General features: G+C 39.4%; 23 protein-coding genes. 4 read left to right on the forward strand and 19 right to left on the reverse strand.

Annotation, left to right across the window (positions count from 1 at the left end; translation table 11 throughout):
* Positions 1–29 precede the first annotated feature (29 nt).
* From leuD to leuA, 4 genes are read right to left on the reverse strand one after another with little or no spacing between them, the layout of a single operon-like run.
* Entirely contained in the window at positions 30–626 is a 597-nt protein-coding gene (gene leuD, locus HII17_RS11725) for a 3-isopropylmalate dehydratase small subunit (RefSeq protein ID WP_169075541.1), read from the reverse strand.
* A gap of 13 nt (positions 627–639) precedes the next feature.
* Positions 640–2,073: a 3-isopropylmalate dehydratase large subunit gene (gene leuC, locus HII17_RS11730; protein ID WP_169075542.1), complete on the reverse strand. Its 1,434-nt coding sequence runs from the start codon at positions 2,071–2,073 to the stop codon at positions 640–642.
* A 2-nt stretch (positions 2,074–2,075) separates the two neighbouring features.
* On the reverse strand, positions 2,076–3,164 hold the full coding sequence (gene leuB / locus HII17_RS11735; protein ID WP_169075543.1) for a 3-isopropylmalate dehydrogenase: 1,089 nt from the start codon (positions 3,162–3,164) through the stop codon (positions 2,076–2,078).
* Between the two features lie 9 nt (positions 3,165–3,173).
* Positions 3,174–4,736 carry a 2-isopropylmalate synthase gene (leuA, locus tag HII17_RS11740; protein WP_169075622.1) on the reverse strand — a complete coding sequence of 521 codons (1,563 nt, stop codon included), beginning with the start codon at positions 4,734–4,736 and terminating at the stop codon, positions 3,174–3,176.
* A 534-nt stretch (positions 4,737–5,270) separates the two neighbouring features.
* Here leuA and HII17_RS11745 point away from each other — a divergent pair.
* Positions 5,271–6,308, forward strand: a complete 1,038-nt coding sequence (locus HII17_RS11745) for a CDP-glycerol glycerophosphotransferase family protein (protein ID WP_169075544.1) — start codon at positions 5,271–5,273, stop codon at positions 6,306–6,308.
* Between the two features lie 143 nt (positions 6,309–6,451).
* Here the strand turns inward: HII17_RS11745 and HII17_RS11750 are convergent, their stop codons facing one another.
* From HII17_RS11750 to HII17_RS11765, 4 genes are all read right to left on the reverse strand, one after another.
* Complete coding sequence (locus HII17_RS11750) at positions 6,452–7,996, reverse strand: capsule assembly Wzi family protein (protein WP_169075545.1); 1,545 nt, start codon at positions 7,994–7,996, stop codon at positions 6,452–6,454.
* Between the two features lie 7 nt (positions 7,997–8,003).
* Positions 8,004–8,423: an adenylyltransferase/cytidyltransferase family protein gene (locus tag HII17_RS11755; RefSeq protein WP_169075546.1), complete on the reverse strand. Its 420-nt coding sequence runs from the start codon at positions 8,421–8,423 to the stop codon at positions 8,004–8,006.
* Between the two features lie 56 nt (positions 8,424–8,479).
* On the reverse strand, positions 8,480–9,541 hold the full coding sequence (locus HII17_RS11760) for a CDP-glycerol glycerophosphotransferase family protein (RefSeq protein WP_169075547.1): 1,062 nt from the start codon (positions 9,539–9,541) through the stop codon (positions 8,480–8,482).
* Positions 9,542–9,654: 113 nt separating this feature from the next.
* Positions 9,655–10,254, reverse strand: a complete 600-nt coding sequence (locus HII17_RS11765; RefSeq protein WP_169075548.1) for a TIGR04211 family SH3 domain-containing protein — start codon at positions 10,252–10,254, stop codon at positions 9,655–9,657.
* 210 nt (positions 10,255–10,464) lie between these two features.
* Between HII17_RS11765 and HII17_RS11770 the strand changes: the two genes are divergently transcribed.
* Together HII17_RS11770 and HII17_RS11775 are read left to right on the forward strand one after the other, a co-directional pair.
* Complete coding sequence (locus HII17_RS11770) at positions 10,465–11,964, forward strand: CYTH domain-containing protein (RefSeq protein ID WP_169075549.1); 1,500 nt, start codon at positions 10,465–10,467, stop codon at positions 11,962–11,964.
* On the forward strand, positions 11,961–12,848 hold the full coding sequence (locus HII17_RS11775) for a L,D-transpeptidase family protein (protein WP_169075550.1): 888 nt from the start codon (positions 11,961–11,963) through the stop codon (positions 12,846–12,848). Before HII17_RS11770 ends, HII17_RS11775 begins: the two co-directional genes overlap by 4 nt.
* Before the next feature lie 4 nt (positions 12,849–12,852).
* Here HII17_RS11775 and HII17_RS11780 read toward each other — a convergent pair whose 3' ends face one another.
* The 9 genes from HII17_RS11780 to HII17_RS11820 all read right to left on the reverse strand — a co-directional run bounded on the left by HII17_RS11780 (position 12,853) and on the right by HII17_RS11820 (position 19,796).
* Positions 12,853–13,122 carry an Lpp/OprI family alanine-zipper lipoprotein gene (locus tag HII17_RS11780; RefSeq protein ID WP_169075551.1) on the reverse strand — a complete coding sequence of 90 codons (270 nt, stop codon included), beginning with the start codon at positions 13,120–13,122 and terminating at the stop codon, positions 12,853–12,855.
* Positions 13,123–13,218: 96 nt separating this feature from the next.
* The gene (locus HII17_RS11785) at positions 13,219–13,692 is read right to left on the reverse strand and encodes a two pore domain potassium channel family protein (protein ID WP_169075552.1); all 474 of its coding nucleotides are present in this window, start codon (positions 13,690–13,692) and stop codon (positions 13,219–13,221) included.
* Positions 13,693–13,703: 11 nt separating this feature from the next.
* Entirely contained in the window at positions 13,704–14,033 is a 330-nt protein-coding gene (locus tag HII17_RS11790; RefSeq protein WP_169075553.1) for a hypothetical protein, read from the reverse strand.
* Positions 14,034–14,035: 2 nt separating this feature from the next.
* The gene (locus HII17_RS11795; RefSeq protein WP_169075554.1) at positions 14,036–14,674 is read right to left on the reverse strand and encodes a hypothetical protein; all 639 of its coding nucleotides are present in this window, start codon (positions 14,672–14,674) and stop codon (positions 14,036–14,038) included.
* Positions 14,675–14,763: 89 nt separating this feature from the next.
* Positions 14,764–15,459 (reverse strand): PspA/IM30 family protein, encoded by a 696-nt coding sequence (locus tag HII17_RS11800; RefSeq protein ID WP_169075555.1) that lies wholly within the window; start codon positions 15,457–15,459, stop codon positions 14,764–14,766.
* Between the two features lie 20 nt (positions 15,460–15,479).
* Positions 15,480–15,893, reverse strand: coding sequence for a YjfI family protein (locus HII17_RS11805; protein WP_169075556.1), 414 nt, complete (start codon positions 15,891–15,893; stop codon positions 15,480–15,482).
* A gap of 185 nt (positions 15,894–16,078) precedes the next feature.
* Positions 16,079–17,722, reverse strand: coding sequence for a polyamine aminopropyltransferase (locus HII17_RS11810; RefSeq protein WP_169075623.1), 1,644 nt, complete (start codon positions 17,720–17,722; stop codon positions 16,079–16,081).
* Between the two features lie 80 nt (positions 17,723–17,802).
* Entirely contained in the window at positions 17,803–18,708 is a 906-nt protein-coding gene (locus HII17_RS11815) for a DUF350 domain-containing protein (RefSeq protein WP_169075557.1), read from the reverse strand.
* Between the two features lie 17 nt (positions 18,709–18,725).
* Positions 18,726–19,796 (reverse strand): hypothetical protein, encoded by a 1,071-nt coding sequence (locus tag HII17_RS11820; RefSeq protein WP_235938715.1) that lies wholly within the window; start codon positions 19,794–19,796, stop codon positions 18,726–18,728.
* 78 nt (positions 19,797–19,874) lie between these two features.
* Here HII17_RS11820 and glnE point away from each other — a divergent pair, with 78 nt between their 5' ends.
* On the forward strand, positions 19,875–22,739 hold the full coding sequence (gene glnE, locus HII17_RS11825) for a bifunctional [glutamate--ammonia ligase]-adenylyl-L-tyrosine phosphorylase/[glutamate--ammonia-ligase] adenylyltransferase (RefSeq protein ID WP_169075558.1): 2,865 nt from the start codon (positions 19,875–19,877) through the stop codon (positions 22,737–22,739).
* Between the two features lie 33 nt (positions 22,740–22,772).
* Here glnE and HII17_RS11830 read toward each other — a convergent pair whose 3' ends face one another.
* Together HII17_RS11830 and lpxL are read right to left on the reverse strand one after the other, a co-directional pair.
* The gene (locus HII17_RS11830) at positions 22,773–23,501 is read right to left on the reverse strand and encodes a TcpQ domain-containing protein (RefSeq protein ID WP_169075559.1); all 729 of its coding nucleotides are present in this window, start codon (positions 23,499–23,501) and stop codon (positions 22,773–22,775) included.
* A gap of 55 nt (positions 23,502–23,556) precedes the next feature.
* On the reverse strand, positions 23,557–24,495 hold the full coding sequence (lpxL, locus tag HII17_RS11835; protein WP_328824529.1) for an LpxL/LpxP family Kdo(2)-lipid IV(A) lauroyl/palmitoleoyl acyltransferase: 939 nt from the start codon (positions 24,493–24,495) through the stop codon (positions 23,557–23,559).
* Positions 24,496–24,510 lie beyond the last annotated feature (15 nt).

Here is a 24,510-nt window from a genome sequence, read left to right on the forward strand (position 1 = left end):
ATATTGCTGATGCCAAGTGGTTCGTAACATTACTGCCAATTTGCCAGTTTTGTCTCGAAAGTTTCGATGGCATCGAGTTTTTTTAAGGTCCAGCCAACACTATCTACTCCATTTTCTAGACAATATTGGTGAAATTTATCTAAGGAGAAAGTGTAGCATTTATTATCATGGGTGACTTTATTATTAAGTAAATCAACCGTCAACGAATTTGCATTGCCATTGCAAGCCTCAAATAACTCATTAATCTCTTCGTTAGCCAATTTAATCGGTAATATACCGATATTGATACAGTTGGCATAGAAAATATCTGCAAAGCTTGGTGCAATAATAACTTTAAATCCGAATTCTTGTAATGCCCAAGGTGCATGTTCGCGACTTGAACCACATCCAAAGTTTTCGCGTGCTAATAAGATACTGGCGCCTTGATATTGTGGTGCATTTAAAATGAAATCTGGGTTAGGTTGAGTACCTTCTCCATCTAAGTATCGCCAGTCATGAAAAGCATGCTGACCAAAGCCCACCCGTTCAGTTTTTTGTAAAAATTGTTTTGGAATAATGGCGTCGGTATCGACATTCGCAATATCTAAAGGAACAACCAAGCCAGAGTGGGTTGAAAATTTATCCATGGGTTTTCTCCTCTTATGCTTGGTTAAAATTGGTTAAGTCGACAAATCGACCAGCTATTGCCGCAGCAGCAGCCATTTCCGGGCTAACTAAATGAGTACGGCTACCACGACCTTGTCTACCTTCAAAATTGCGATTTGACGTAGAGGCACAACGATCTCCTTCTGCTAGTTTATCGTCGTTCATACCTAAACACATAGAGCAACCAGGTAGGCGCCATTCAAAGCCTGCGTTGGTAAATATTTGAGCTAAACCTTCTTGTTCTGCTTGCTCACGAACGCGATAAGAACCTGGAACGACAATCGCATCAACCTTGTCTGAAACATGCTTACCTTGCTTAGCAAATTCTGATACAACAGATGCTGCTGCACGTAAGTCTTCTATGCGAGAATTGGTACATGAGCCGATAAACACTTTGTTAATTTCGATATCGGTGATTTTAGTACCGGCTTCAAGGCCCATATAAGCTAAAGCCTTAATGCATGAATCTTTTTCTACTTGCTCAGTAAAGTCATCTGGAGATGGCACTTCAGCGTCAATAGTAGTAACTTGACCAGGTGTTGTCCCCCAAGTGACTTGCGCTTTAATGTCTTTGGCTTCTAACACTAATTCTGCATCGAATGTCGCTTCATCATCAGTTTTTAATGTTTTCCAATTTGCTACTGCTGCATCCCAGTCAGCTAATTTAGGCGCATATTCTTTATGTTGCAAATAATCAAAAGTCGTTTGATCAGGTGCAATTAAGCCTGCTTTGGCACCAAACTCTATACTCATATTACAGATAGTCATGCGCTCTTCCATGGAAAGTGCAGTGATAGCGTCGCCGCAATACTCAACTACATAACCTGTTGCTCCTGCACTTCCTGTCTTGCCGATAATTGCTAATATAATGTCTTTAGCGCTAATGCCAGGAGCGACTTGGCCACGTACTTCAATTTTCATGGTTTTAGCTTTGGTTTGACGCAATGTTTGTGTTGCCAAAACATGCTCAACTTCAGATGTACCAATACCAAATGCTAAAGCACCAACAGCGCCATGTGTTGCTGTATGGGAGTCGCCGCAAACTATAATTTGCCCAGGTTGTGTAATACCTAACTCAGGCCCCATGACATGAACAATACCTTGGTTTTTATGGCCCATTCCAAATAGCTTAATGCCAAAGTCTTCACAATTTTTTTCTAACGTTCTTAATTGGTTAGCAGCACCTTCACCTGCGGCATCAATCGCTACTGAACGAGTCGATATGTTGTGGTCCATAGTTGCGATAGTTTTATCTGGTCTACGAACTGGACGGTTATGAAATTTCAAGTTAGCAAAAGCTTGCGGAGAAGTTACTTCATGAATTAAATGACGGTCTACATACAAAAGCGGTGTTTCACCTGGTGTATCGTCAACGATATGGCGTTGCCACAATTTTTCATACAAGGTTGTTGCATTGGTTGTCGACATGATTATGCTTCCTTAATCTGCTGGCAAATATAATCGCCAACGATTTGTGTTGTTTTAGCTTGAGATTTTTGTTCTGCAGGTAATAAATCTGCGGTTAAAATACCGTTATCTAATGCGCTAGCAATTGCGTTTTCAATTGCATCTGCTGCTTCACTTTGGTTAAGGCTATAGCGCAACATTAGTGCAGCCGACAGAATTTGAGCAATTGGATTTGCAATACCTTGTCCAGCAATATCTGGAGCACTGCCACCAGCTGGCTCGTACATGCCAAAGCCATCGGAATTTAAACTTGCTGATGGCAACATGCCCATGGAACCTGTGATCATGGCACAAATATCAGATAAGATGTCGCCGAATAGATTAGGGCACAGCAAAACATCGAATTGATTTGGGTCACGCACAAGTTGCATAGCCGCGTTATCAACGTATAAATTTTCATAACTTACGTCTGGGTAATCTTTTGCTACCTCAGCGACGACTTCTCGCCATAAAATACTGGTTGCTAGGACATTGGCTTTGTCAACTGAAGTAACTTTGTGATCGCGTTTTTGAGCTGCTTGAAAGGCTAGGTGAGCAATACGAGCAATTTCTCGGCGAGAATAAAGCATGGTATCGAAACCGGTTTCTTCGTCGCCGTCACCTCTTCGTCCCTTTGGTTGTCCAAAATAAATATCGCCGGTTAATTCACGCATCACTAATACATCAAAGCCAGATTCAGCAATGTCACTACGCAATGTTGAAAGTGAAGCTAATGCTGGTTGTAAAGTTGCAGGTCGCATATTACAGAATAAATCAAAATGACCACGTAAGCCTAATAGTGCACATCGTTCAGGCTGTTCGGTTGGTGGTAGGTTTTCCCACTTAGGTCCGCCAACTGAGCCAAATAATATGGCATCAGCTTGTTCACAGCCGGCAAGAGTCGATAGTGGTAATGCTTCGCCGTGATTGTCGATTGCGCAGCCACCCACATCATAATCTTGCATACTGATTGTAAAATTAAATTTGTCAGCGACAGTGGCAAGTACCTTCTTGGCTTCTTGCATAACTTCTGGGCCGATACCGTCGCCGGCTAAAATTGCAATGTTTGACATGTGTTCTTCCTAACTATTTGAAACTTTTCGATTCGCTTTTTGTTCGCGAATATTCTGTATTTGTTTAGCTCTGTGAATGGCGTTTAAAGCAGAAATTAACGCTTGACCTGATGCTTCGATAACATCGGTAGCAATGCCGTAACCATGGAAGTTTCGTTGTTGCCAATGAACAACGATATTGGCTACGCCAAGGCCATCTTCACCTTCACCTTTATTGGAAATTTTGTAATCTGCCACTTCAATATCATCATTGATACATTTCTTAATGGCTTGATAAAGCGCATCAACAGGACCGTTACCCGTAGCCGACTCCATCATTTGTTCGTCACCAACGGCTAACTTCACGCCGGCAGTTGCAAATTTACTGGTACCAGATTGTACTTGTAAGTCTTCAATGCGGTAGTGCTCTTTAGTGTCATGTTGTTGAATGTTGAATAATAAAGCTTCTAAATCATCATCGAACACTTGCCCTTTTTTATCCGCTAACTTCAAGAAGTCCGTGTATAGGGTGTCTAAATCAAAATCACTTTCTTGATAGCCTAGGCTTTCCATGCGGTGCTTAATTACATGACGACCGCTACGAGAAGTTAAGTTCAACTTAGTTTTTGCAATTCCGACACTTTCTGGCGTCATGATCTCATAGGTGTTGCTGGCTTTTAACATACCGTCTTGGTGAATACCTGAAGAATGACTAAATGCATTGCTACCAACAATGGCCTTATTGGGTTGCACTGGCATGTTACATAAGTGGCTTACTAACTTAGAGGTACGAGCAATTTCTTGATGATTTATTCCGGTATGTACTCCTAAAATATCAGCACGTGTTTTCATTATCATCGCAACTTCTTCTAATGAAGCATTACCGGCGCGCTCTCCAATACCATTAATGGTACATTCGATTTGTCTTGCACCTGCATTTACTGCGGCAACAGAGTTGGCAACTGCTAGACCTAAATCGTTGTGGCAGTGGACAGAGATAATAGCTTGGTCAATATTGGGTACACGATTAAATAAGTTATCAATAATGCCGCCAAATTCATGAGGCAGTGTATAGCCGACCGTGTCGGGAATGTTAATGGTTGTAGCGCCCGCTTTAATTGCGTTTTCGACCATGCGACACAAATTGTCAATTGGGGTGCGACCAGCATCTTCGCAAGAAAATTCAACATCATCGGTAAACTGTCTAGCATACTTAACGGCGTGAACTGCCATGGCTTCTACATCAGAAAAATCTTTACGTAATTTTTGCTGAACGTGGACATCAGATGTTGAAATAAAAGTGTGAATTCGAAATTGTTCGGCAACACTTAACGCGTCAGCACAAGCTTTTATATCGCCTTCAACCGCTCGAGATAGGCCACACACAATAGAGTTTTTTACAGTTTTTGCGATTTGTTGAACCGAATTAAAGTCACCTGGTGAAGAAACTGGAAAGCCAGCTTCAATGATGTCCACCCCTAAGCGCTCTATGGCTTGAGCAATTTGAAGTTTTTCATGCACTGATAAGCTTGCGGTTAATGCTTGTTCGCCATCGCGTAATGTGGTGTCAAAAATGATTACCTTGTTGTCCATCATTCTTCCCTATATTTCCCAATTTGATCAAAGGTTTGCTAAGAATGCGGGCATAAAAAAACCCGCGGTTATTAGCGCGGGTTTCTTAGTTATTCTTTACTTTTAAGCAACAACAAACCATCCGCGCATCTTTTTTGCGAGGAGGAGGTTAATAATTGTCGTTACGAAAATATTTTGCATCTGAAAATAATTTTTAGAGTTTCTACTTAAAAGTTAATGAACATATTAGTAACTTAGTTGTTAGCCTAAAGTCAATAACTATTTTTTATTGATTGAATTTGTCGATATATAAGTTGGTTAACCGGCAACTAAACTACCAATTGAATCATTGGTAACTCTTTGTCTTTAATGATGTATTCAGATAATTTACATTTTTCATCGCGCAATTGTGCGCATCAGCCGTTTGGCTTTGATAGAATGATACGCGATGATTTTGCACGTTATTATTGCTGTAGTTATTTTGTAATGTGCCAACTATAAATCAAATTTAATAAAATACACCCAAACTTAATCCATTAATGAGCGGCTAGCATTATGTCAGCAAAGAAGTTTTTGCTTTATATTTCTCAAAACTATTCGTTTGCAATATTACGACCATTGCAGACGGCAATAAAAGCTAGAGGAGATGAAGTAAAATGGTTTGTAAAGGGGAATGACGTTAATTTGGATTTCTTTAAAGATGATGAGCATTGCTTACCTTCAGTCGATGACATCATGGCGTTTAAGCCTGATGCCATTTTTGTTCCGGGAAATATAATTCCTGATTTTTTACCGGGGTTGAAAGTAGCTGTATTTCATGGTTTTAATGTTGAAAAACGTTCCGATAGTCGAGGGCATTTTAATATACGAGGGTGCTTTGATTTGTACTGCACTCAAGGTCCTAATACCACCAAACCTTTTCAAGAATTAGCAAAACAGCATGAGTTTTTTAGTGTAGCGGAAACAGGCTGGCCGGCTGTTGATTCATTGCATGATTACCAACCACAACAGAATAAGAAACCTGTAGTGTTAATGTGCTCAACATTTTCTAAGCAGTTAAGTTGTGCGCCACATTTGTTCGAGCAAGTAAAAAAATTGAGTGCTAGCGGTCGGTGGCAATGGCTTGTGCAATTTCACCCTAAAATGGACTCTGCTGTTGTCGAAAAATATAAAAGTATTCAAAGTGAGCATTTAACATTTGTTGAAACAGATAATGTTTTACCACTATTACAACAGGCTGATGTCATGTTGTGTGATACTTCATCAGTGTTATTGATGTTTTTATTATTGAGTAAACCTGTAGTGACGTTTAAAAACTCCAACCCTAAAGACTATTTGGTGGATTTTGAACAGGCTGACCTGTTGGAAGAAAAAATTGCATTTGCGCTCACTAAACCGACTTACTTGATGGAAAAGATAACCGAATTTCAACGTCAAACCCATCCTTATAATGATGGTAAGTCGGCAGAGCGAGTATTAGGTGCTGTAGATGAGAGGTTGGCAGGGAGCCATCAACCGGTGAAAGCGAAACCCTTAAACTTAATCAGAACGTTTAAAGCACGCAAGCGTTTAAAGTATTGGAAATTTTGGTAAGTTCATTAAGGTGTGTTGAACTTTGGTAAATGTTTTCGCCGCCACATAAAGTGACTTATACAGAGCAAATTAACAGCCATGCAGCTAGCTTTTACCAAAGAACAATACGTCCTGAACTCTATTGTGAAATTTTTTAGCAGAAGCTATTTTAAATTATATTCGACATTAAAGAAGATGTTGATGTCAGTATCGTCTTTTATATCGTTTTCAAATGTCGATTCGCTAAAACTTGCTCCTAACATGTAACGCCAGTTTTTATAGCTATATTGCACCTTACCCGAAAGTTCCAGCAAGTCTTCTGCAATTGGGGTCAAGGTATTACCGATTAGTGGGTTTTCAGGTGCTTTATCGCTGTTATCTTTGTTGAGTTGCAACCAACGCAGTTTGAGTTGATAACCGATATTATCTTTTACTTGTGAAATGCCGCCAAAAACTACACTGGTAGCATCACTTTCATATAAGCTACCAATGGTTCTACCGTTGTAACGCATGCCTGTTTGATAGATATGGTGCTCGTAATAGCAGTCGCCTATTTCTGAGCTGCCATCGCCATTGTTGCCATCTCGACAAGTGGCATGGGTATCGGTCCACTCAGTAAATACTCGCCAGCTTCGCTCTAAGAGATTAACGCGGGTATCAAAGCCGAATTGATAGCGTTCTTCACCTAGTATGCTTAAACCACCTTTACTATCGCCGTCCTCAGCAAACGACGAAAAATAAAGGCCAATAGGGTGATTAAATAATGCTGTTGACCATCGAATATCATAGCCAGCCATTTGGTTACCAGGCTCTTGTCCAGCAGCACATTCCTCTTGACTTGGGCCGTTACCGCCACAATTATCCAGTCCTTTTAATACGTCCCAAAATGTACTTAAATCGCTTGGTCTTCCATTACCAGCCCATTGGGCTAAACGCGTTACTCCAACTTCCCAGTTTTGAGTCGGTCGAAAGTTGAATCTAAAGCCCCAAAGTAGAGTATCTTTAACGTCACGATCGTCGTCCATTTGTCCCATAAAGGTCGTTACTGTCCACGGAATTTTATGTGATGTGAATGGAATGGTGACCGGTGTGGCCGATTTACGTGATAGGGCGATCGCCGGCATTGGCCTAGCATTGTTTGTCATACTTAAGCTTGTATCCCAAGCTGGCCCCCACCATCTATCTTGCATGCCAAAAGATAGCACCCAATTGCCTAAATAGGCTGCGATATAGCTTTCATCATAGCTGAGCTTTTCGCCATCACTTGGTGAGTTGTTATATCGAGGCGAAAACTTGAACGCGAAATGGTCTGTTAAGAAGCTCGTGTGAACTTGGAAGTTGGCACTATCACGGTAACTATCACCAAAACTTGTGTAACGGCTGTCTTGATTTGCTCCATTTACCTCAATGCGCTTTTGACTTTTTTTAGCCAATCTCAATTGGTGTCGGACATAGTAATAAGCATTGAGTGTTTCATCATCAAGTAAATGACTAGCCACTTGTGATAAATCTTGTGCTATGTCATGCCACATTAAAGGGAATGTAGTTGTTGGTGTCGTGATAATGTTTTGATCAGCCAGATGTTCAATACTCTCTCTTAAGAATATATCACTGGTATCTACCCATGGCTCAGCTGTAGTGACGTAACTGATACTGAGTAACGTAATAAGGGTAAGTATCTTATTTTTAAAAGAGTAAAATTTGGACATTCGTAGCTTATTTAACTAAATCGCCTAGTGCTTTACGTAGAATCGTACTTGAAGTATGTGTGGTGTACGGGAAATACATGATCTCAACACCGAATTCATTGAATTCTTTCTCGATTTTGTTCCATTTATCAGTACCTTTCCAATCATCACCAACAAACATCATATCGAACTTTAAGTTATTCCACGCTTCCATCTTGTCATAACTGGTTTGTGGCACCACTTCATCAACAAACTTTACTGCTTCAACAATTTCCATGCGTTCGTTAAATGGAATAATTGGCTTTTTACTTTTGGCTGACATCGATAATTCATCACTGGTTACACCAACGATTAAGTAGTCACATTCCAACTTAGCGCGTTTTAGTACATTTAAATGACCGATATGAAACATATCAAAAACGCCAGTGGTATAACCTATTTTCTTCATTATTTGCCTATTTTTTTAGGTTGAAATGGTTAATTTTCGCAAGTTTAGCACAGCCATTAGTGACTGAGTAGATAGTCTGCTATGCGTTTGCTCGCTTGACCATCAAGTTTGCCAGCAAGCTTTTCACTAAATGATAATCTGACTTGTTCTAATTGCTTAGGATTTTGGTAGTGACTATCGACTAAATTACGTAATTGCCTATACTTTTGGGCATGTACAGCAATGTCCGCATATTCGCCATAATCTTGATCCATACGTTTTTTAAAGCGATAGCTAAATATGCCACGGTAACTCCAGCGCAACTTAAGAAAGTCACACCAAATGACTGGCTTATTAAGTGCGGCAAATTCAAATAATGCAGAAGAGGCATCACTGATAAGAATATCGGCAGTTGCTAAAAATGGTACTAGTGAATAATCTTCGACTTTGGCAAGGTAAACATTGTCAAAGGTTGACCAGTGATTGAGCAGTGCTTGCTGTTTTTTATACTTCTCTTTACTAACAGAAAAATAATGAGGCTTGATTAAGATATTATAATCGGTGAAGTCACTTGGCCAATTTTTGGGGAAACACTCTATGCTGCTTGGGTAAAATGTTGGTGCATAAACTAACGTAGGTTTTTGATCGTTTAAACCTAGTTCATCTAGATTAAAACCAACTTTCTCACCGCTAATGATAGGGTCGAGCTTAGAGAATCCAACGTCAATAAACGTATCATTAGGGTACATTTCATTAAATCGGGCAGTACGATACGCACCCTCTACAAAACGAACCGTAGTAGGTGTATCTGATTTCGTATAGTAGCTAGCTTTCGGGCCAATTCCGTGGCCAAGCTGAACTGACTTACTTACCGTGTGTATTTGGTCTAAATGAGGATAAGCATTGGCAAATACAATCCAGTCTGCGTTTTGCTTCAAGTAATACTTAGTCGCTTGTTCTTGGTCATTTACCCAAGTAGCAGTTAACTGCGCTTGATCAATAATCCCTTCAACAATACTGTCATGGTTGCTGTGATAGAAAACAAATGAGACCTGACAATTGCGAGCTTTTAGTTCCTGATATACAGGTAAGTACTGTGGCAAATAGTACAAATGTAAAACATCAAATATTACATGCATTAAAGCTAATCCAAATATAATAAACGCAAAGCGCTAATGATAACATGATGAATAAATTCACTAAAGAAAAGCCCCTATATAAGGGGCTTTAAGAATGGGGGTTCTGAACTAGGTTAACTCCAGCTATCCATGGATGATTTTCGTCGAGTACTAATTCTTGGTAAAATCAGGCCTAGAATTAACCCAATACCCAATACAATTGCGCCATTAAAGAACCATTCCTTTTTCACATCCATATCTTGGGTGTTCAATTTGGATTGAGCACTAGCAAGTTGGCTCTCTAAGTTAGTTATTTTATTGGTTAACTCCGCAGTTTGATTTTCTGCTGCGTTAAGCCTTTCAGTGCTTTCATTAATTTGGCTTTGTAAGCTGGATTCCTTTTCACCAGTAGTTGCTAGTTGACCATTTAGTTCAGCGACAACATATCTTAAGCCTGGTTTTGTGGAGACGAACTTATCTTCTACCCATGCCTCTCGACCTTTATCGTCAATGATTTGCGTATAACCATTGCGCGCTTCACCAGTTAGCTTAACTTGTGTACCTGCATTAATACTGCCAGTAATTCTATAGTTATTGCCTGCACCTGAATGCATGTAAATAAAGAGCTCATCAGAAATGTAACCATCTTCAAATTCAGGCTCTGCTTCCTGTGCAAAACTAGCAAATGACAATGTCGCCAATGCTACGACCGCTAGTTGCGTTAATTTCCCCATGAGATAACCAATTAAAACGTAATAAAAATAATGGCTTCGATATTAGGACTTTGTAGGCGCAAGCGCAAGTTCGAAGTGTACAAAAACACAAGTAATCGCCTTAGTTTGTTGTAGCATTCAAAATAACTTGCGTGTTAAATCATGGTTTTGTAATCTGTTTTTCTGGTTTTCATTCAGGTAACTGGGCAAATTTATATATTTGCTTAACACATGGCCACAGAAATAGAGCTTAAATACCTTGTTGATGATGATAATATTGTCGACAAATTTACTGCGATACTGACTAAACAACAATATTCGTATACGCACAATACTCGCCAATTAATCAATTCTTACTTTGATACTCAAGATAAGCAATTACGCGCTTTGGATTTTGGTCTAAGAGTTCGCAAGGCGGAAGACTATACTGAGCAAACAATTAAAACTGCCGGTGTGGTTGTTGGTGGATTGCACCAAAGGCCGGAATATAACGTTGAAATTACAGGTTGTCAGCCTGATTTATCATTATTTCCTCGAGAAATATGGCCAGACAATTATAACGTCGATCACTTACAACAAAAACTTACCCCTTTATTTTCGACAAACTTTAGACGAGAAAGTTGGCAAGTATCCATTGGCGACTCTGTAGTAGAGGTCGCTTTTGATAAAGGTGCGATTGAGTCTAAAGGTGTTGAAATTCCAATTAGTGAAATAGAACTAGAGCTCATTAGTGGCAAAACCGGTGCTATTTTTGAATTGGCGGAATTACTATTTGAATCATTCCATTTGTCGGCTGGGCAATTAAGCAAGGCTGCTAGAGGTTATCAGCTATGGCAGTTTGGCCAGCAAACAACTAGTGAAGCGATGCCTTTATCGCAACTTCAACTTAATGAAGCAATGTCAGTTGAGCGAGCGCTTATCAAAGGTATTGAGCATGGGTTAAATACACTTCAAGATGCTATAGCGCTAACAATAGCTGCTCCTGAATTAGAAAACGTTAAGCAGGTATATCTAGCACTGACTTTTATTCAACATGGACTATACCTACATCATGAGTTAATTGAAGATGAACTCTATCAGGGCTTGAAGCGTCAATTAAAAGAAGCTATTGATGAGTTAAGTTGGTTGGAAAGTGCAATAAATATTAAGCATCTAACGTTAAAAACTGGCTCTTACCGCAAGAAGTTAGAATACAGTCAGCAATTGATACAAACGTTAAAGATCGAGCGTGGAAGATTTCCACAAGAGTCTGAAATAAAATCATTGTTAACTGGCAAGCTTCTTAACACTCTACAGCTGAATTTATTAAAATTTGTATTATCGCCAGTTGTAAAACCGGCAGAGACTCCTCGCTTATTACCAGAATATTCTAGACAAAAATTAGAGCAAAGTTTGGCAGAAATTGTCAGCATTAGTCACAATAAAATGCAACTAAGCCCATTGGAATATTTGGTTATGCAACACCATTTAAATCGTAGTCTTCTGACTGGTAATTGGTTTAGTAGTCTTTATGAACAATCAGGCCGCAAAGATTATAGACGTACTTGGTTGGATGTTTTGCAAGGGATAGAAGAATTAGCGACATTAGATTTACTGCAAAAACAGCTCAAAGCGCTCGAGCAAGGAGCCAGTAAATTAGAAAATTGGTTAGAGGGGAAGATAGAAAACCTATTGGTTGCTATCGAACATTCTTACCAGTCAGCTATTCGGGTAGAGCCATATTGGCGATGAATATACTTGTTGTTACGTTGATAGCTTCGCTTAGTATAGCATCGCTGACATCTCATGCTGTGATCTACCCGTTGCCTGATAAAGGTAAAAGGCTCATTGGTGAGCCTGTTACTCACCAAGTTAAGCAAGGAGATTATTTTCAGGCATTAGCCGAACAATATAATGTTGGCTTCCTTTCTTTAATGGCTGCTAATCCCGACATAGATCCGTTTTTACCAGAGCCAGATACTCAGTTAAATATCCCTACCCAAATGTTGCTACCTTTTGTTGAACGTAAAGGGCTAGTCATTAACTTGCCTGAATTTAGGCTTTATTATTTTCAGCCAGAATCTAATGTCGTTCACGTTTTCCCTATCGGTATTGGCAGACAAGGATTAGAAACACCAATAACCACTACTTATATCGGTGAAAAAAAGAAGAACCCTATTTGGCGTCCAACGCCTGAAATGAAAGAGCGGTATTTAAAAGAAAAGGGGGTTGTTTTAGCGGATGAAGTACCCGCCGGCCCTAACAACCCATTTGGTAAGTATGCGTTGCGTTTAGCGACGAGTGTTTATTTGATTCATGGTACCAACCAGCGGTTTGGCATTGGAGCTAGAGCGAGCTCAGGTTGTATTCGTATGTTTGATGACGATATAAAGTGGTTATATGATAATGTGCCGCTAAATACACAGGTTAAAATAATCGACCAACCAATAAAAATGTCTTATGAAAAGCCTGGTGAGAAGTTAATAGAAATGCACCAGCCGCTTAGCTCGAAAAAAACTGAAGAGCAATTAACGGTATATCGCAATAAGCTGCGGCGCTTTATCGGAGCTAAAGCGCAACAACGCTACCTCGATAGCTTTGAACAAGCCACAGGTTTAGTACAAAAAGTAAAATAGCTACCTATTTCTTGTAGGTAGCTACCATATTGTCGATGCGCTCATTCGCTTTATCAACTGCCATATTGATACTTTCAACAGACTCTTTAACACCTTTTATCGCGCTAGTATTTTTCTGTTGTTGTGTTTTTAATTCGCCGACTTCTGCAGATAATTTTTGAACCTGTGAAGAAAGGTTGTCTATTTTACTCGACATTTGATCAAGCTGACCATTGTTTGCACAACCTGATATTAGTAAAAGTAAGCCAACTGCTGATATTGTTTTGATTGTCATAGCAATTCCTTGTTAAGCGGTTATTGTCTTAGCAAGTATGACACAGGGCTCAAAAGTCGCAACTCATCATTAATCAATAAGTTGCGAGAATATAAATTATGAAGGATCAGACTTTTGTGAAATGAGTGCATCAATTTTCGCTTCTAATTGATTCACTTTGTTGAGAATTTCTTGGTTCTGTTTTCTAAGCTCTCTGTTTTTTATATTGGTATCGGAAAATCCAAAGGCTTTTTGTGCGAATAAGCCGCCAAGCAAACCGAGAATCCCCACACCTAAAACAAACATAGTAAACACGGTAATTCTGCCTACTAAGGTGACAGGAAGTTCGCCACCAAAGCCAATGGTAGAAGACGCCATTAGCATGAGCCAAACCGCATCACCGTAATCTTCAATAGTTGAACCGGAAATGTTAGCTTCAGCGATATAGGTGACATAACCTAATGTGAAGGTCAGTACTATAAATAGCACTATTGCGAAAATACTCACTACACCAAGGTGATAGTTTTTTACACCAAAGCTATCAATGGAATAAAAACCTGACTTATCAATGATTTTTTTAATAATGATCATGTTTTAATTGCTCACTCCTGTGACTTATCCTTTACATGAATGATTAAATCATCCATTAACTTTCGCTTTATTTCTAGTTGTTGTTCTGGGCTTAAATCATACTTTTCTGCCAGGAGTTCATAATCCACCGGTGATAAGCTAACTGTTAATCTAGGACGTTTAGGACGTTTACTTGTTGGCAGGCCTAAAATAGTTCTAATTTGATCGGAAGGGCTGAGGCCAGCCTCAAGTGCCTCTCTACGAATCGCTAGTTGAAATTTTTCATCCATATCGAATGCTACTTGAACCGCTTTCATCGCTTTTACAGAGGATTGCCACTTCTCGGGTACTTTTCTACTCATGACTAACTTCCTGGATACATATCTACGATATCTGTTACAGGTCTAAATAAGGTTAAAAAGACATCTGTATCACCATCTTGCCAAACCTCAATATCGATCCCTTTATTTTCATCTTGGTTGTACAGCGTGTAAAGCTCAAATTGCTCTCCTGAGTCCTTGCCTTCATATGCACTCAACTGAGAATTTCGATTGTCTTTGCGATGAAAATAACCGACTTGAGCATAAGCTTGTTGTTGATAACTAATATCGCTCCAATCAAGCGTTAACTCGCTATTATCGAGTCTATCTAGAACAGCATTACCTGGTTCGTCGAAAACCGTAGAAAACTGTTCTAGATCGAAAAGGGTTTCTACGTCATTGTCGGCAATTTTTAGTGAAAATTTAAGGTAGGTTTTATCATCGACCTCTAAGGATAAATACAACTCAATATCGCTTTGGCCAGAAAGCACCCATTCAGTTTGAACTTTGTGTTCAAACTCATAGCAATTGATTGCAGTTACTTGAAATTGTTGATCTCTGATTAAGCTTGGTAACCCAAAGCTGTCACTCATTGAAATCATGTCATTAATTTGTAGATCTTTGACTTGAGTGACTGCGCGTTGTTTTGGCTCTGAGCCAAATATCTTTTTGATAAAACTCATATGATCCCTTGCGGTGCCGTAAACGAAAAAAGCCCAGTCACAGAAAGCTGCATAGTGCAGGTATTCCTAGACTGAGCTGGTTGGGTAAATTAGCCTTTATTTTGTTTTGCTTTAATGCGATCTAATACAGAACTTGCATTATTATCCGCAGCGCCAATTCCTGCGGCTTTTAATTGCGCTTCAAGTGAACTATCACCAGTTTCAGCTTCAAGTACTTCAGCAGCCTTCATTTTGTCATCAAACTGTTGCTGCTTGGCTTTAATTCGCTCTAAAGAATCTTTTGCGTTTAATAGCTTTGAGTTGCTTGATGAAAAGTTATCAGTAATTGCTGATGTCGCTTTTTGTACACTTTCAGTGGTTTTAACCATAGAAAGTTGGCGTTTGTACTCTTGAATTTGACGCTCACTTTTGCGAACCAATTCTTTTAAACGGTTTGCATTAGTTTCAAAGCTTGTTAAAGCTTGTTGCTGCGAAGATAGCTCCGTTTCCAAACCTGCTATTTTTTCTGCTACCGCTAAAGCAAGTGACTCATCGCCTTTTTCAAGTGCTTGAGCTGCGTATCCTTCGTGTTCGGTAACTTCACGCTGCAAGCGTTCAACTTCACGACTTGCCGCCATTTGTTGTGCCATAACGTTCGTTAAATCGCGTTTAGCTTTTGTTAAGTGGTGCTCTGAATCTCGAATCTCTTGCTCAAAGATTCGTGTACCATTTGAATCAACTATCGCTTCACCTACTTCCGTAGCACCACCACGGATCGCTGTCATAATTTTCTTAAAAATGCTCATAAAATGCTCCTAAATGATGGTTAAACTAAGTAATCGCTCATATCATCGATAATCTCGATGGCGTTATTACTTAACACGGCAAGTTCATGCTCTATGTCGTCAAAGGTTGAGCTAATCGACAACGCACCAAAAATAACGTATTTGTCACCAATTTTTGAAAATGAAGATAACGGCATAGGAATACTCATTTCCAACATGCTTGTATGCATATCTGCCACTTTGTCTTCCTTAACTTCGTTGCTACCCCAAAGATATGTGATACAAAGAATTTGGTCATCAGTTACCGAAACAAAAATAGGTAACTCTTCACGGCCTTCTACAGTGATCTGGAGTACGTCAACCTCACCAGAGATTGGCTGGCAATCGAAAACCATCCCGGTCTCTGAATTATCTGCTAGCGCGTTTAAATGGTCAGCTATCTTATGAATATTCATGTTTATCCTCATGGTTAAATAAGTAGCAAAGTGACGTGTTAGTCACTGGTTGCTCGTCGACATAATATGTCAACATGGTTTAATTTAGCATTACGACATAATATGTCAAGTCGCAATGTGCATTTTTTACATCTTGTAACTTTTACTTAGCCAAAATCTGAACTAAAGCATTTCTTAACCGATAGTTAAGGTACTAGTCCTTGCTGATCTCGCCATGCTTTTTGGTGTAATTGGTAGATCGTATGACTACCTAAATAATTTACACCGATTTCTGCTTTCTTTTCATAAAAATCTTTTGGAAAGCTAAAGGCGCCTTTAATCATCTTTAATGTAAGCCAGTTATGCGAAATAGGCATTCTTTCTAGTCGCCCTAATCGTGATAAAGGAGATAACCCAGTTTTGGTGGCAATCGTCCAACCCCACTCGCCAAAACTTGGAACATTGTCATGATATTGCTCAACATGGGGGAAGTTAGCAGCAGATAAGGTATTGCCTATAGCAATAAATGACTCTTTCGCGTGATACGGACTAGTAGATTGAATACCAATGGCACCATCAGCTGAGAGTAATTGGTTCAAGCGAGCATAAAAATTAACTGAATATAGTTTATTGAGATCGGGGTGACTAGGATCGGGTAGATCTACCAGAATTGCATCGAAAAATTGGCGGTTTGCGATCAATTTGTCAATTTCTATAAAAGCGTCACCGGCAATAACACTAACTTTACTATTCGTTAAGCTACCTTGGTTTAGTTCAGCTATTTTGTTAGCCAACGCTGAGGGGAGACCATCCTCTGGGTGCCTAAATAAATTCAGTAATTGGTCATCTAAATCAATTAAGGTTACATTTTTTGCCCCCCAATTGAGTACGTCCCTTAATGCTAGGCCGTCTCCTCCACCGATAATTAAAATATTTTCTGTGCGAGCGGCACTTGCCAATACAGGGTAGACCAAATAGCCATGATAAATTTCTTCATCAATCGATGAGAATTGTAAGCGGCCGTTCAAGTAGAAATTAACAACAGGTTCATTTTCAAGGCCCATATTTCTTTCGGTAAACGTTAGTTGTTGAAAACGAGTTTTATCGGTGTAAACCACTTTATCGAGATAAAGCAGGTTATTCATCTGGTTTAGCCAACTATTGCCAAACTGAAATACGGCTAACATGACTATTGCTAGAATGATATGAAGCGAAATTAGTACTTTTCGCCATACAAGGTGTGGCCAATAGCGAGTAATAAATACGGCGCCAGCAACTAAATTAAGTGCGGCAGTTAATGCCCCAGCTTTACTTATATCAATAGCTAACAAAAAAATAACCCAAATTGCAGCACCGATGCCTGCACCAATATAATCGGCACCGTAAATCGTGCCTAGATTGTTCTGTAAGTGTTTTTGATGAATTTGCTCACGAATTTTAGCGATAAGCGGAATTTCCATACCGATGAAAAAGCCCAGCAATACACCAAATAAATAGGGTAACTTTAATGCTAACCAACTTAATGACTTAAAAAATCCACCGCGAGGAATTGCGTCAGGTGGCAGGTTAAATGTATCTGCTACTATTTGTGGCATTAATTGGGTTATCGCCACAGCGCCACCAATAAACAGGATTGCACTGCACCCAAGCAGTGCGATAATAACTTCTAACCAAACAAAGCCATTAAAAGGACAACGAACACTTCTTGCAGCAAATGCACCTAAGCCCATTGAAACTATCATCAAGCCAATCATGGTGTAGATAGTACTTTCCATTACGCCAAGCACTCTGCCAGCGTAATGAGAGAGAAGATATTCGTAAATTAGACCACAGCCAGCTAGCACTGCCATGGTCACAATCAAAATAGTGTCGTCGATTAATAATCGACGAGGATTTGTATTCAAGGACTTCTGCCAAAGAGTTAGTGCGATTAAGCCATTAGACCTGTAAGTATCATAGCGATAGCAATACTTATTGCCATTTCGATACTTGCAACGCCGATATTATGTTGTTGGTCTACTTCTTCTACTAGGTTTATACCCCACAGAATTAGCTTTTTAGCAATAAAGGTAAGCATCGCTACTAATAACGTCATTAAAACACCGAAAATCAACCAACCAAGTAGGCTAATCACAAGTGTTTCAGGGCTGTAGCTAAAGAAATAGCTTGCAGCTGTCACAGCAAGAGCTGTACTAATGACTTGACCTGCATATCGAATTGCTAACGCAACTTGCCCTTTTTCAAAGGCTTCTTGTAATGAATCGCCCTGATTATTGCCAGCGTATTGTCGCTCTTTAATACGAGTAGCGATAATTAACATAGCTTGGGAAACAATAAAGCCACTAATAATTGCAATCAACGTATTAACGTCTACACCATAAACCCAAACTAATACTGCTTTAATTACTATAGCGGTAGCAATAGCGCCAGCTGCATCGACTATACCGATTGTGATGTTGCCGGCTTTGATATGTTCGGTCTTATCTAGTTTATTTAGGGCGAATTTGTCATGTACCATACGGCCAACTTTAATTAGCAGTAGACCTAATATTCCATAAGCCGACATACCGATTATTTCCATGGTAAGACTTTCTGCTGCTTCACCAGTAATTGCACCGGTTAACACAATACCTAACGCAGCAATTGAACCCGCGACACTAATACCAAAGGCAAAATTGTCTTGTTTAGCTAATTCATCTGTTGTATTGACGTTGGCTGATACACCAGACACGAACCGCATGGCACTTAACAATGCAATGGCTATGGTTAAGTCTACAGCTAGAAAAATTAGTAAATCGGAATTTAACGCAGTAATTTCTAATAAGGTATTTAACATTTTTATTCTCCTACTCTTTATTTACCACGACGAAATCCGCGTGAGGTACTACTGCTACTATTTCTAAAGCTAGAATTACTTTTGCTTTTTGATGCATATTTACTTGTTTTTGAAGATTTAGCATATTTACTTTTATTGGTGGATCTTGCTGAAAACTTACTGGCACTAGCCTGAGCTGTTTTGCTTTGACTTGAGACACCTGAAGCACCGCTTCGGTTTTTACTATAAGCGCTGTTGAATTTTTGCCCTCGGCTTTCAAACGACTTACGGGTGCGGGTGTCTAATTGTGTTTGTTTTCTTAATTGGGTTGGTGAACTATAACGTGTTCTGCCATAGTCGTTGTAATAACTGTAATTACGAGAACGCCCCCAATTACTGTAATAAACCTTGCCGCGACGCTTGCGACTATAACCAATATCCAATACGTCATCTAACATTCGATACATGCCGTACCATGCCCAAAATGACATCCCATTACTACCTGTTTGCCATTGGCCATAAGCTGGATTACCAATGAGTTGCTCACCAACACCAAAATCTTGCGCATTATTAGCCGCCATACTTTGTGCTTTTGATAGAGAGTTCACTCGAGGTAAATCACCTCCCGACATATCTGCCAATACATTAAGTGGATCACTTAATGCGTCAGAATATAAAATTGGATCTGCTGCTTGGTAGATGTTGAGTAATTCTTCAAATCGAGCTTGAGAACTCGCGAACATTTGTGGTTGGCTTTTGACTGTATTAATACGATCAAGTAACGCTAAATAAAGCGGCCCTTGAGTGGTCGCGTCTTTGCGAAATTCATTAACGAGCTGATCAAGCTGTGGAGATTTTTCCGCAACTTTATCGGCGTAATCATTAATAAATTTGGCATTTCTTACTTGTCCAGAATCGAGCATTTCACCCAATTGCTGAACTCTTTGTTCGGTTAATGGAATTTGGGCGTCTATTTGTTCTAAAACGGGGTCGCCACAACCCATCAAAATTGCTGTTAAGGCGAAAATTGCGATTCTAAATATCTGCATTTGTGCCATCTCATCCTTAAAAATGCTATGGTTATCATTCATTAATAACACTATTGACATAATATGTCCAATAACTTGAACTATTGTCAGTAGCAAACGATTAAATCATTCCTTTGGCAATTATTGAAGGGAAATATAATGTCTATTTGTAACTATCATCATTTACCTGAAAAATTGCAGGAATTAGCTCAAAACCGTTGGGAAGTATTGAATGAGAGATATCCTGAGTTATTTACAAGCTTTCCTCAAGATAAACTACAAACTTTTCTTCATTCATTAGCGCTTAGTGACTTCATTTTTCGCACGTGTCAGTTAGTACCCCATGAAACGGCTGCGCTATTTCAATCGCAATCATTTGACGATCACTTGTTACCTAATTATCGAGAATTATTAGCACAGCAGCTAGCAAACTGTGACAGTGAAGAACAATTACATAAACAGTTACGAATATTTAGGCATATGGCCATGGCTGAAATTGCTGTGGCAGATATGATTGCAAATACACCGTTAAAAGATTCGTTATCAAAGCTTTCGAATCTCGCCGATGCATTAATATTAGAGGCGTTAAATTGGTTATCCCATTATTGCCAATCACGGTGGGGAAAGCCGTTAAACCACGCAGGAGAAGAGCAACATCTACTCGTTTATGGGATGGGAAAACTTGGTGGGCAAGAGCTGAATTTTTCATCAGATATTGATTTGATTTTTGTTTATCCTGAATCAGGGGAAACGGTTGGTGCACGTAAATCCCTAGATAATCACTCCTATTTTACTCGCTTAGGTCAAAAACTAATTACTGCTCTAAACCAACAAACTGCTGAAGGTTTTGTTTATCGTGTTGATATGCGATTGCGCCCATTTGGCGATAGTGGTCCATTAGTGCTTAGTTTCGCAGCGATAGAAGATTATTACCAAGAGCAAGGACGTGATTGGGAAAGGTATGCGATGTTAAAGGCTCGCCCAATAGGAAGTGGCCAAAGCCAGGAGCAGCTTACCGAGTTATTAAGACCTTTTGTCTTTCGCCGCTATATAGACTTTAGCGTGATTGAAAGCTTGCGAAAAATGAAAATGATGATTGCACAGGAAGTCAGACGTAAGCAATTAATTCATAATATCAAGCTTGGTGCTGGTGGTATTCGAGAAGTTGAATTTATTGTTCAGGTTTTTCAATTGATTAGAGGTGGGCGTGTACAAGCTTTACAAGAACGAAATTTGCTTAAGGTGTTGCCTTTACTTGTTACTCACGACGCTATGTCTGATCAAAGTTCGCAAGTGTTAGCAGATGCATATTGCTTTTTAAGGCGTGTAGAAAACATTATTCAAGCGTTTGACGACAAACAAACACAAACATTGCCTGATGACGAATTAAATCAACAACGACTGATATCAATACTTAAGTTTGCCACTTGGTCTGATTTTATCTTAGAGTTGAATTCACATTTAGCCAACGTTCATCAAGAATTTAATTTGCTGATTGGTGAAGAAGCACCAAATCACGAAGATGTCGAACTTGACTGGCAAACGCTTTGGTTAAATCGCTGGCAGCCTGAGGAAGGATTCGAGTGGCAAATAGACATTGCAATAAATTGGCAAACTGAAGCTATATGGCAAGAGCTTTCTCAATTTAAACTAGACATAGAAAAACGAGCTATCGGTCAACGTGGTAGGCAAGTGTTAGATAAGTTGATGCCGCGCGTGCTTTGGCGTATTCATAGTACGACAAGTAGTGAGCTTGTTTTGCCTAGGATATTGCAGATTATTAATAAAATCGCCAGTAGAACAGCTTATTTAGAGTTGTTGTTCGAAAATGATGGTGCACTTATTCAGCTAATAAAGCTTTGCCAAAAAAGTGCATGGATTTGTGACTATATTGCTAAGTTTCCTATTTTATTAGATGAACTCATTGATCCTAAGCTTCTTAATAACCCTCCCGCATTGAGTGAGTATGCGAAAGAATTAAAACTGTCCATGCTTCGTATTCCAGAAGAAGACATAGAAAGCCAAATGGATGCGCTACGACAGTTTAAACAAGCACAGCAATTACGAATAGCAGCCGCTGATGTAAGTGGTGTGCTGCCGGTAATGAAAGTGAGCGATCACCTGACGGCTTTGGCTGAAGCAATTTTAGATGAAGTAATACAACAAGCATGGCAACAACTCACACGTCGTTTTGGTCAGCCCAAGTCTACTTTGGGTACCGAACATAAAGGCTTTGCCGTAATTGGTTATGGAAAAATGGGTGGAATAGAGCTTGGCTATGGCTCAGATCTAGATTTAGTCTTTATCCATAATAGTACACCTGATGATGTCACTGTGGGTGAACGAGAAATTTCAGCTACCCAGTTTTACGTCAAGCTAGCGCAAAAAATCATGCATATATTTAATACGCGCATGAGCAGCGGTATTTTGTATGAACTTGATATGCGATTAAGGCCATCGGGCAATTCGGGCGTTTTAGTTATTCGTCTATCTTCATTTGAAGAATATCAACGTGAAGAAGCCTGGACGTGGGAACATCAAGCTTTAGTAAGATCAAGAATGATTTATGGTTATCCTGAAATCGCTGAAGATTTTGAGAAAGTCAGACACCAAATATTGAGCCAGCCTCGAGAACAAAATAGCTTAAAGCAAGATGTTATCGAGATGCGTGAAAAGATGCGTAACCATATTGATAAATCAACCGCTGAGCATATAGATATAAAACATGGGAAAGGAGGATTGGTTGATATAGAGTTTTTAGCGCAATATTTAGTACTTTATTACAGTGCTCAACATTCCAAACTAACAGCTTACTCAGACAATGTAAGAATATTTGAGCAACTTACTGAAGTGGAAATTTTGACCCGGGCTCAGAGTGCTCAATTAATAGAAAGTTACTGCGCATTGCGTGATACTGGCCATAGTGCAGTATTGCAAAATAAAGCAAGTCTGATCGAAAAGGAACTTTTTAGTCTGTATGCCAAGCCTGTAGTAAAAATATGGCAGCAATTTTTGACTGCTTGATAGTTAGTGTTTTGCTTTGGAGAGCATTTTAAATTAGTAAGAGCGTGAGCTAGAGTATTGCGATTTAGATGTCAGAATATTGCATTCTTTGGCTAAGAATTTACTCGGACCATGGTTAAATACTATGGTTCTTTGTTTATAGCAAAAATAAACTATGACATCTTCTGGAAAGTGACCACGAATGCCATTACCTATTTGATAGGCGGTTTGTAAAATGTCTTTATTAATCCTAAAGGGGTTTTTAACGATTAAGTCACGATTTAATCGCCACATTACGTCGAGGCCATCTTGTGCCGCGTACTCAATCATTTTTTGCAGCAACGTTTGATCTTTTCTAAATGGGCGATTTTCAACAGAGCCCTTCCAGTTTTTCCTTAGTGGTCTAGTCACCATTGCTTTGGCTTCTAGCACTTTCTCTAAATCACCTTTAGGCTCAGGTAGAAAAACAACACCGTTGCGTATTTTAGGTCCGTCCTCGTCATCATCAGTGCCATGCAAATTAGCATAAAAGCGCGAGAGCCCTTCTGCAGCACTATTTTTTGACTTAGTAAGTGACTTTTTACTTTGTTGAGGTGGCTCTATTACTTCTTTGTCTATAGTTTCTTCTTTGGCTGGTTCTGCAGTTTGAGCTTCTTCAGGGCTATCGATTTCTAATGTGAAATCGTCACTGATAGTCATCAATAGCTCATGATTGACTAATAGGAAGCCAGCCAATATTGATAATATAAGGGCAAAAATGCCATTTCTTAACCAAAAATTCATGAGCGCTTTATCTGAAAAACTAATAACTTACCTAAACTACCATACTTAAATTTACTTATTTATACAATGATGGGTCTGATTTGTTCGGTCTTGTTTTAAAGCGTCTATGCAACCACATGTATTGTTCAGGCTTTCGCATAATTGCTTTTTCAAGTTCTTGGTTGATGCGAATTACGTCATTTTGGTCGTTGTCAGTAGGGTAATTCTCTAACGCTGGCATTATCTCAATAGTATAACCAGAGCCATCGTCATTTCTTGTTGGGATTACCATGTGGCTTTTGACGTTAGGTTGACGCGCAAATATTAATGTTCCGGTTGTCGAAGCAGCATCAGGTACATTAAAAAAAGGAACGAATAGACTACGATTTCGTCCATAATCCTGATCGGGTAAGTACACACAGGTTTCACCTTCATGTAATGCTTTAATCATGCCTTTAATATCGCGCTTGCCTAACATGTACTTATTTGAACGGCCTCGGCCTCTAAACTGAAAGTATTCCATTAATTCATTATTATGGGGGCGATAAAAAACGACCATAGGATTAGAGTAGCCAATGCCTCGGCAGCAAAATTCGATTGTTAGATAATGCATGGCCAAAAGTAATACGCCATGACCTTGTTGCTGTGCACTTTTAATATGTTCAAGGCCTACTACTTTCACTTTTCTTTTAGCTCGCCAATCTGGCCACCACCAACCCATGCCCGTTTCAAATAATGCGATACCGGTATTTTTAAAGTTTTCGATAAGAATACGGTCTCGTTCACCTGCTGACATATCCGGAAAGCAAAGCTTTAAATTAGTTTCAGCCGCCTTTTTTCTGCTGCCACCAATTTTATATAACAATCGCCCCACGAGTCGCCCTAATCCAAGTTGCAAACGGTAAGGAAGCCAAGAAATGCTATAAAGAATAAATACGCCAATCCAAGTTAGCCAATATTTAGGCAGTAGGAATGATATTTTAAAATTAGGTTGTAAAACTTTATTTTTGCTCACGCGAAATTTTCTACT

The sequence above is a fragment of the Thalassotalea algicola genome, assembly GCF_012932965.1.
Classification (GTDB): domain Bacteria; phylum Pseudomonadota; class Gammaproteobacteria; order Enterobacterales; family Alteromonadaceae; genus Thalassotalea_F; species Thalassotalea_F algicola.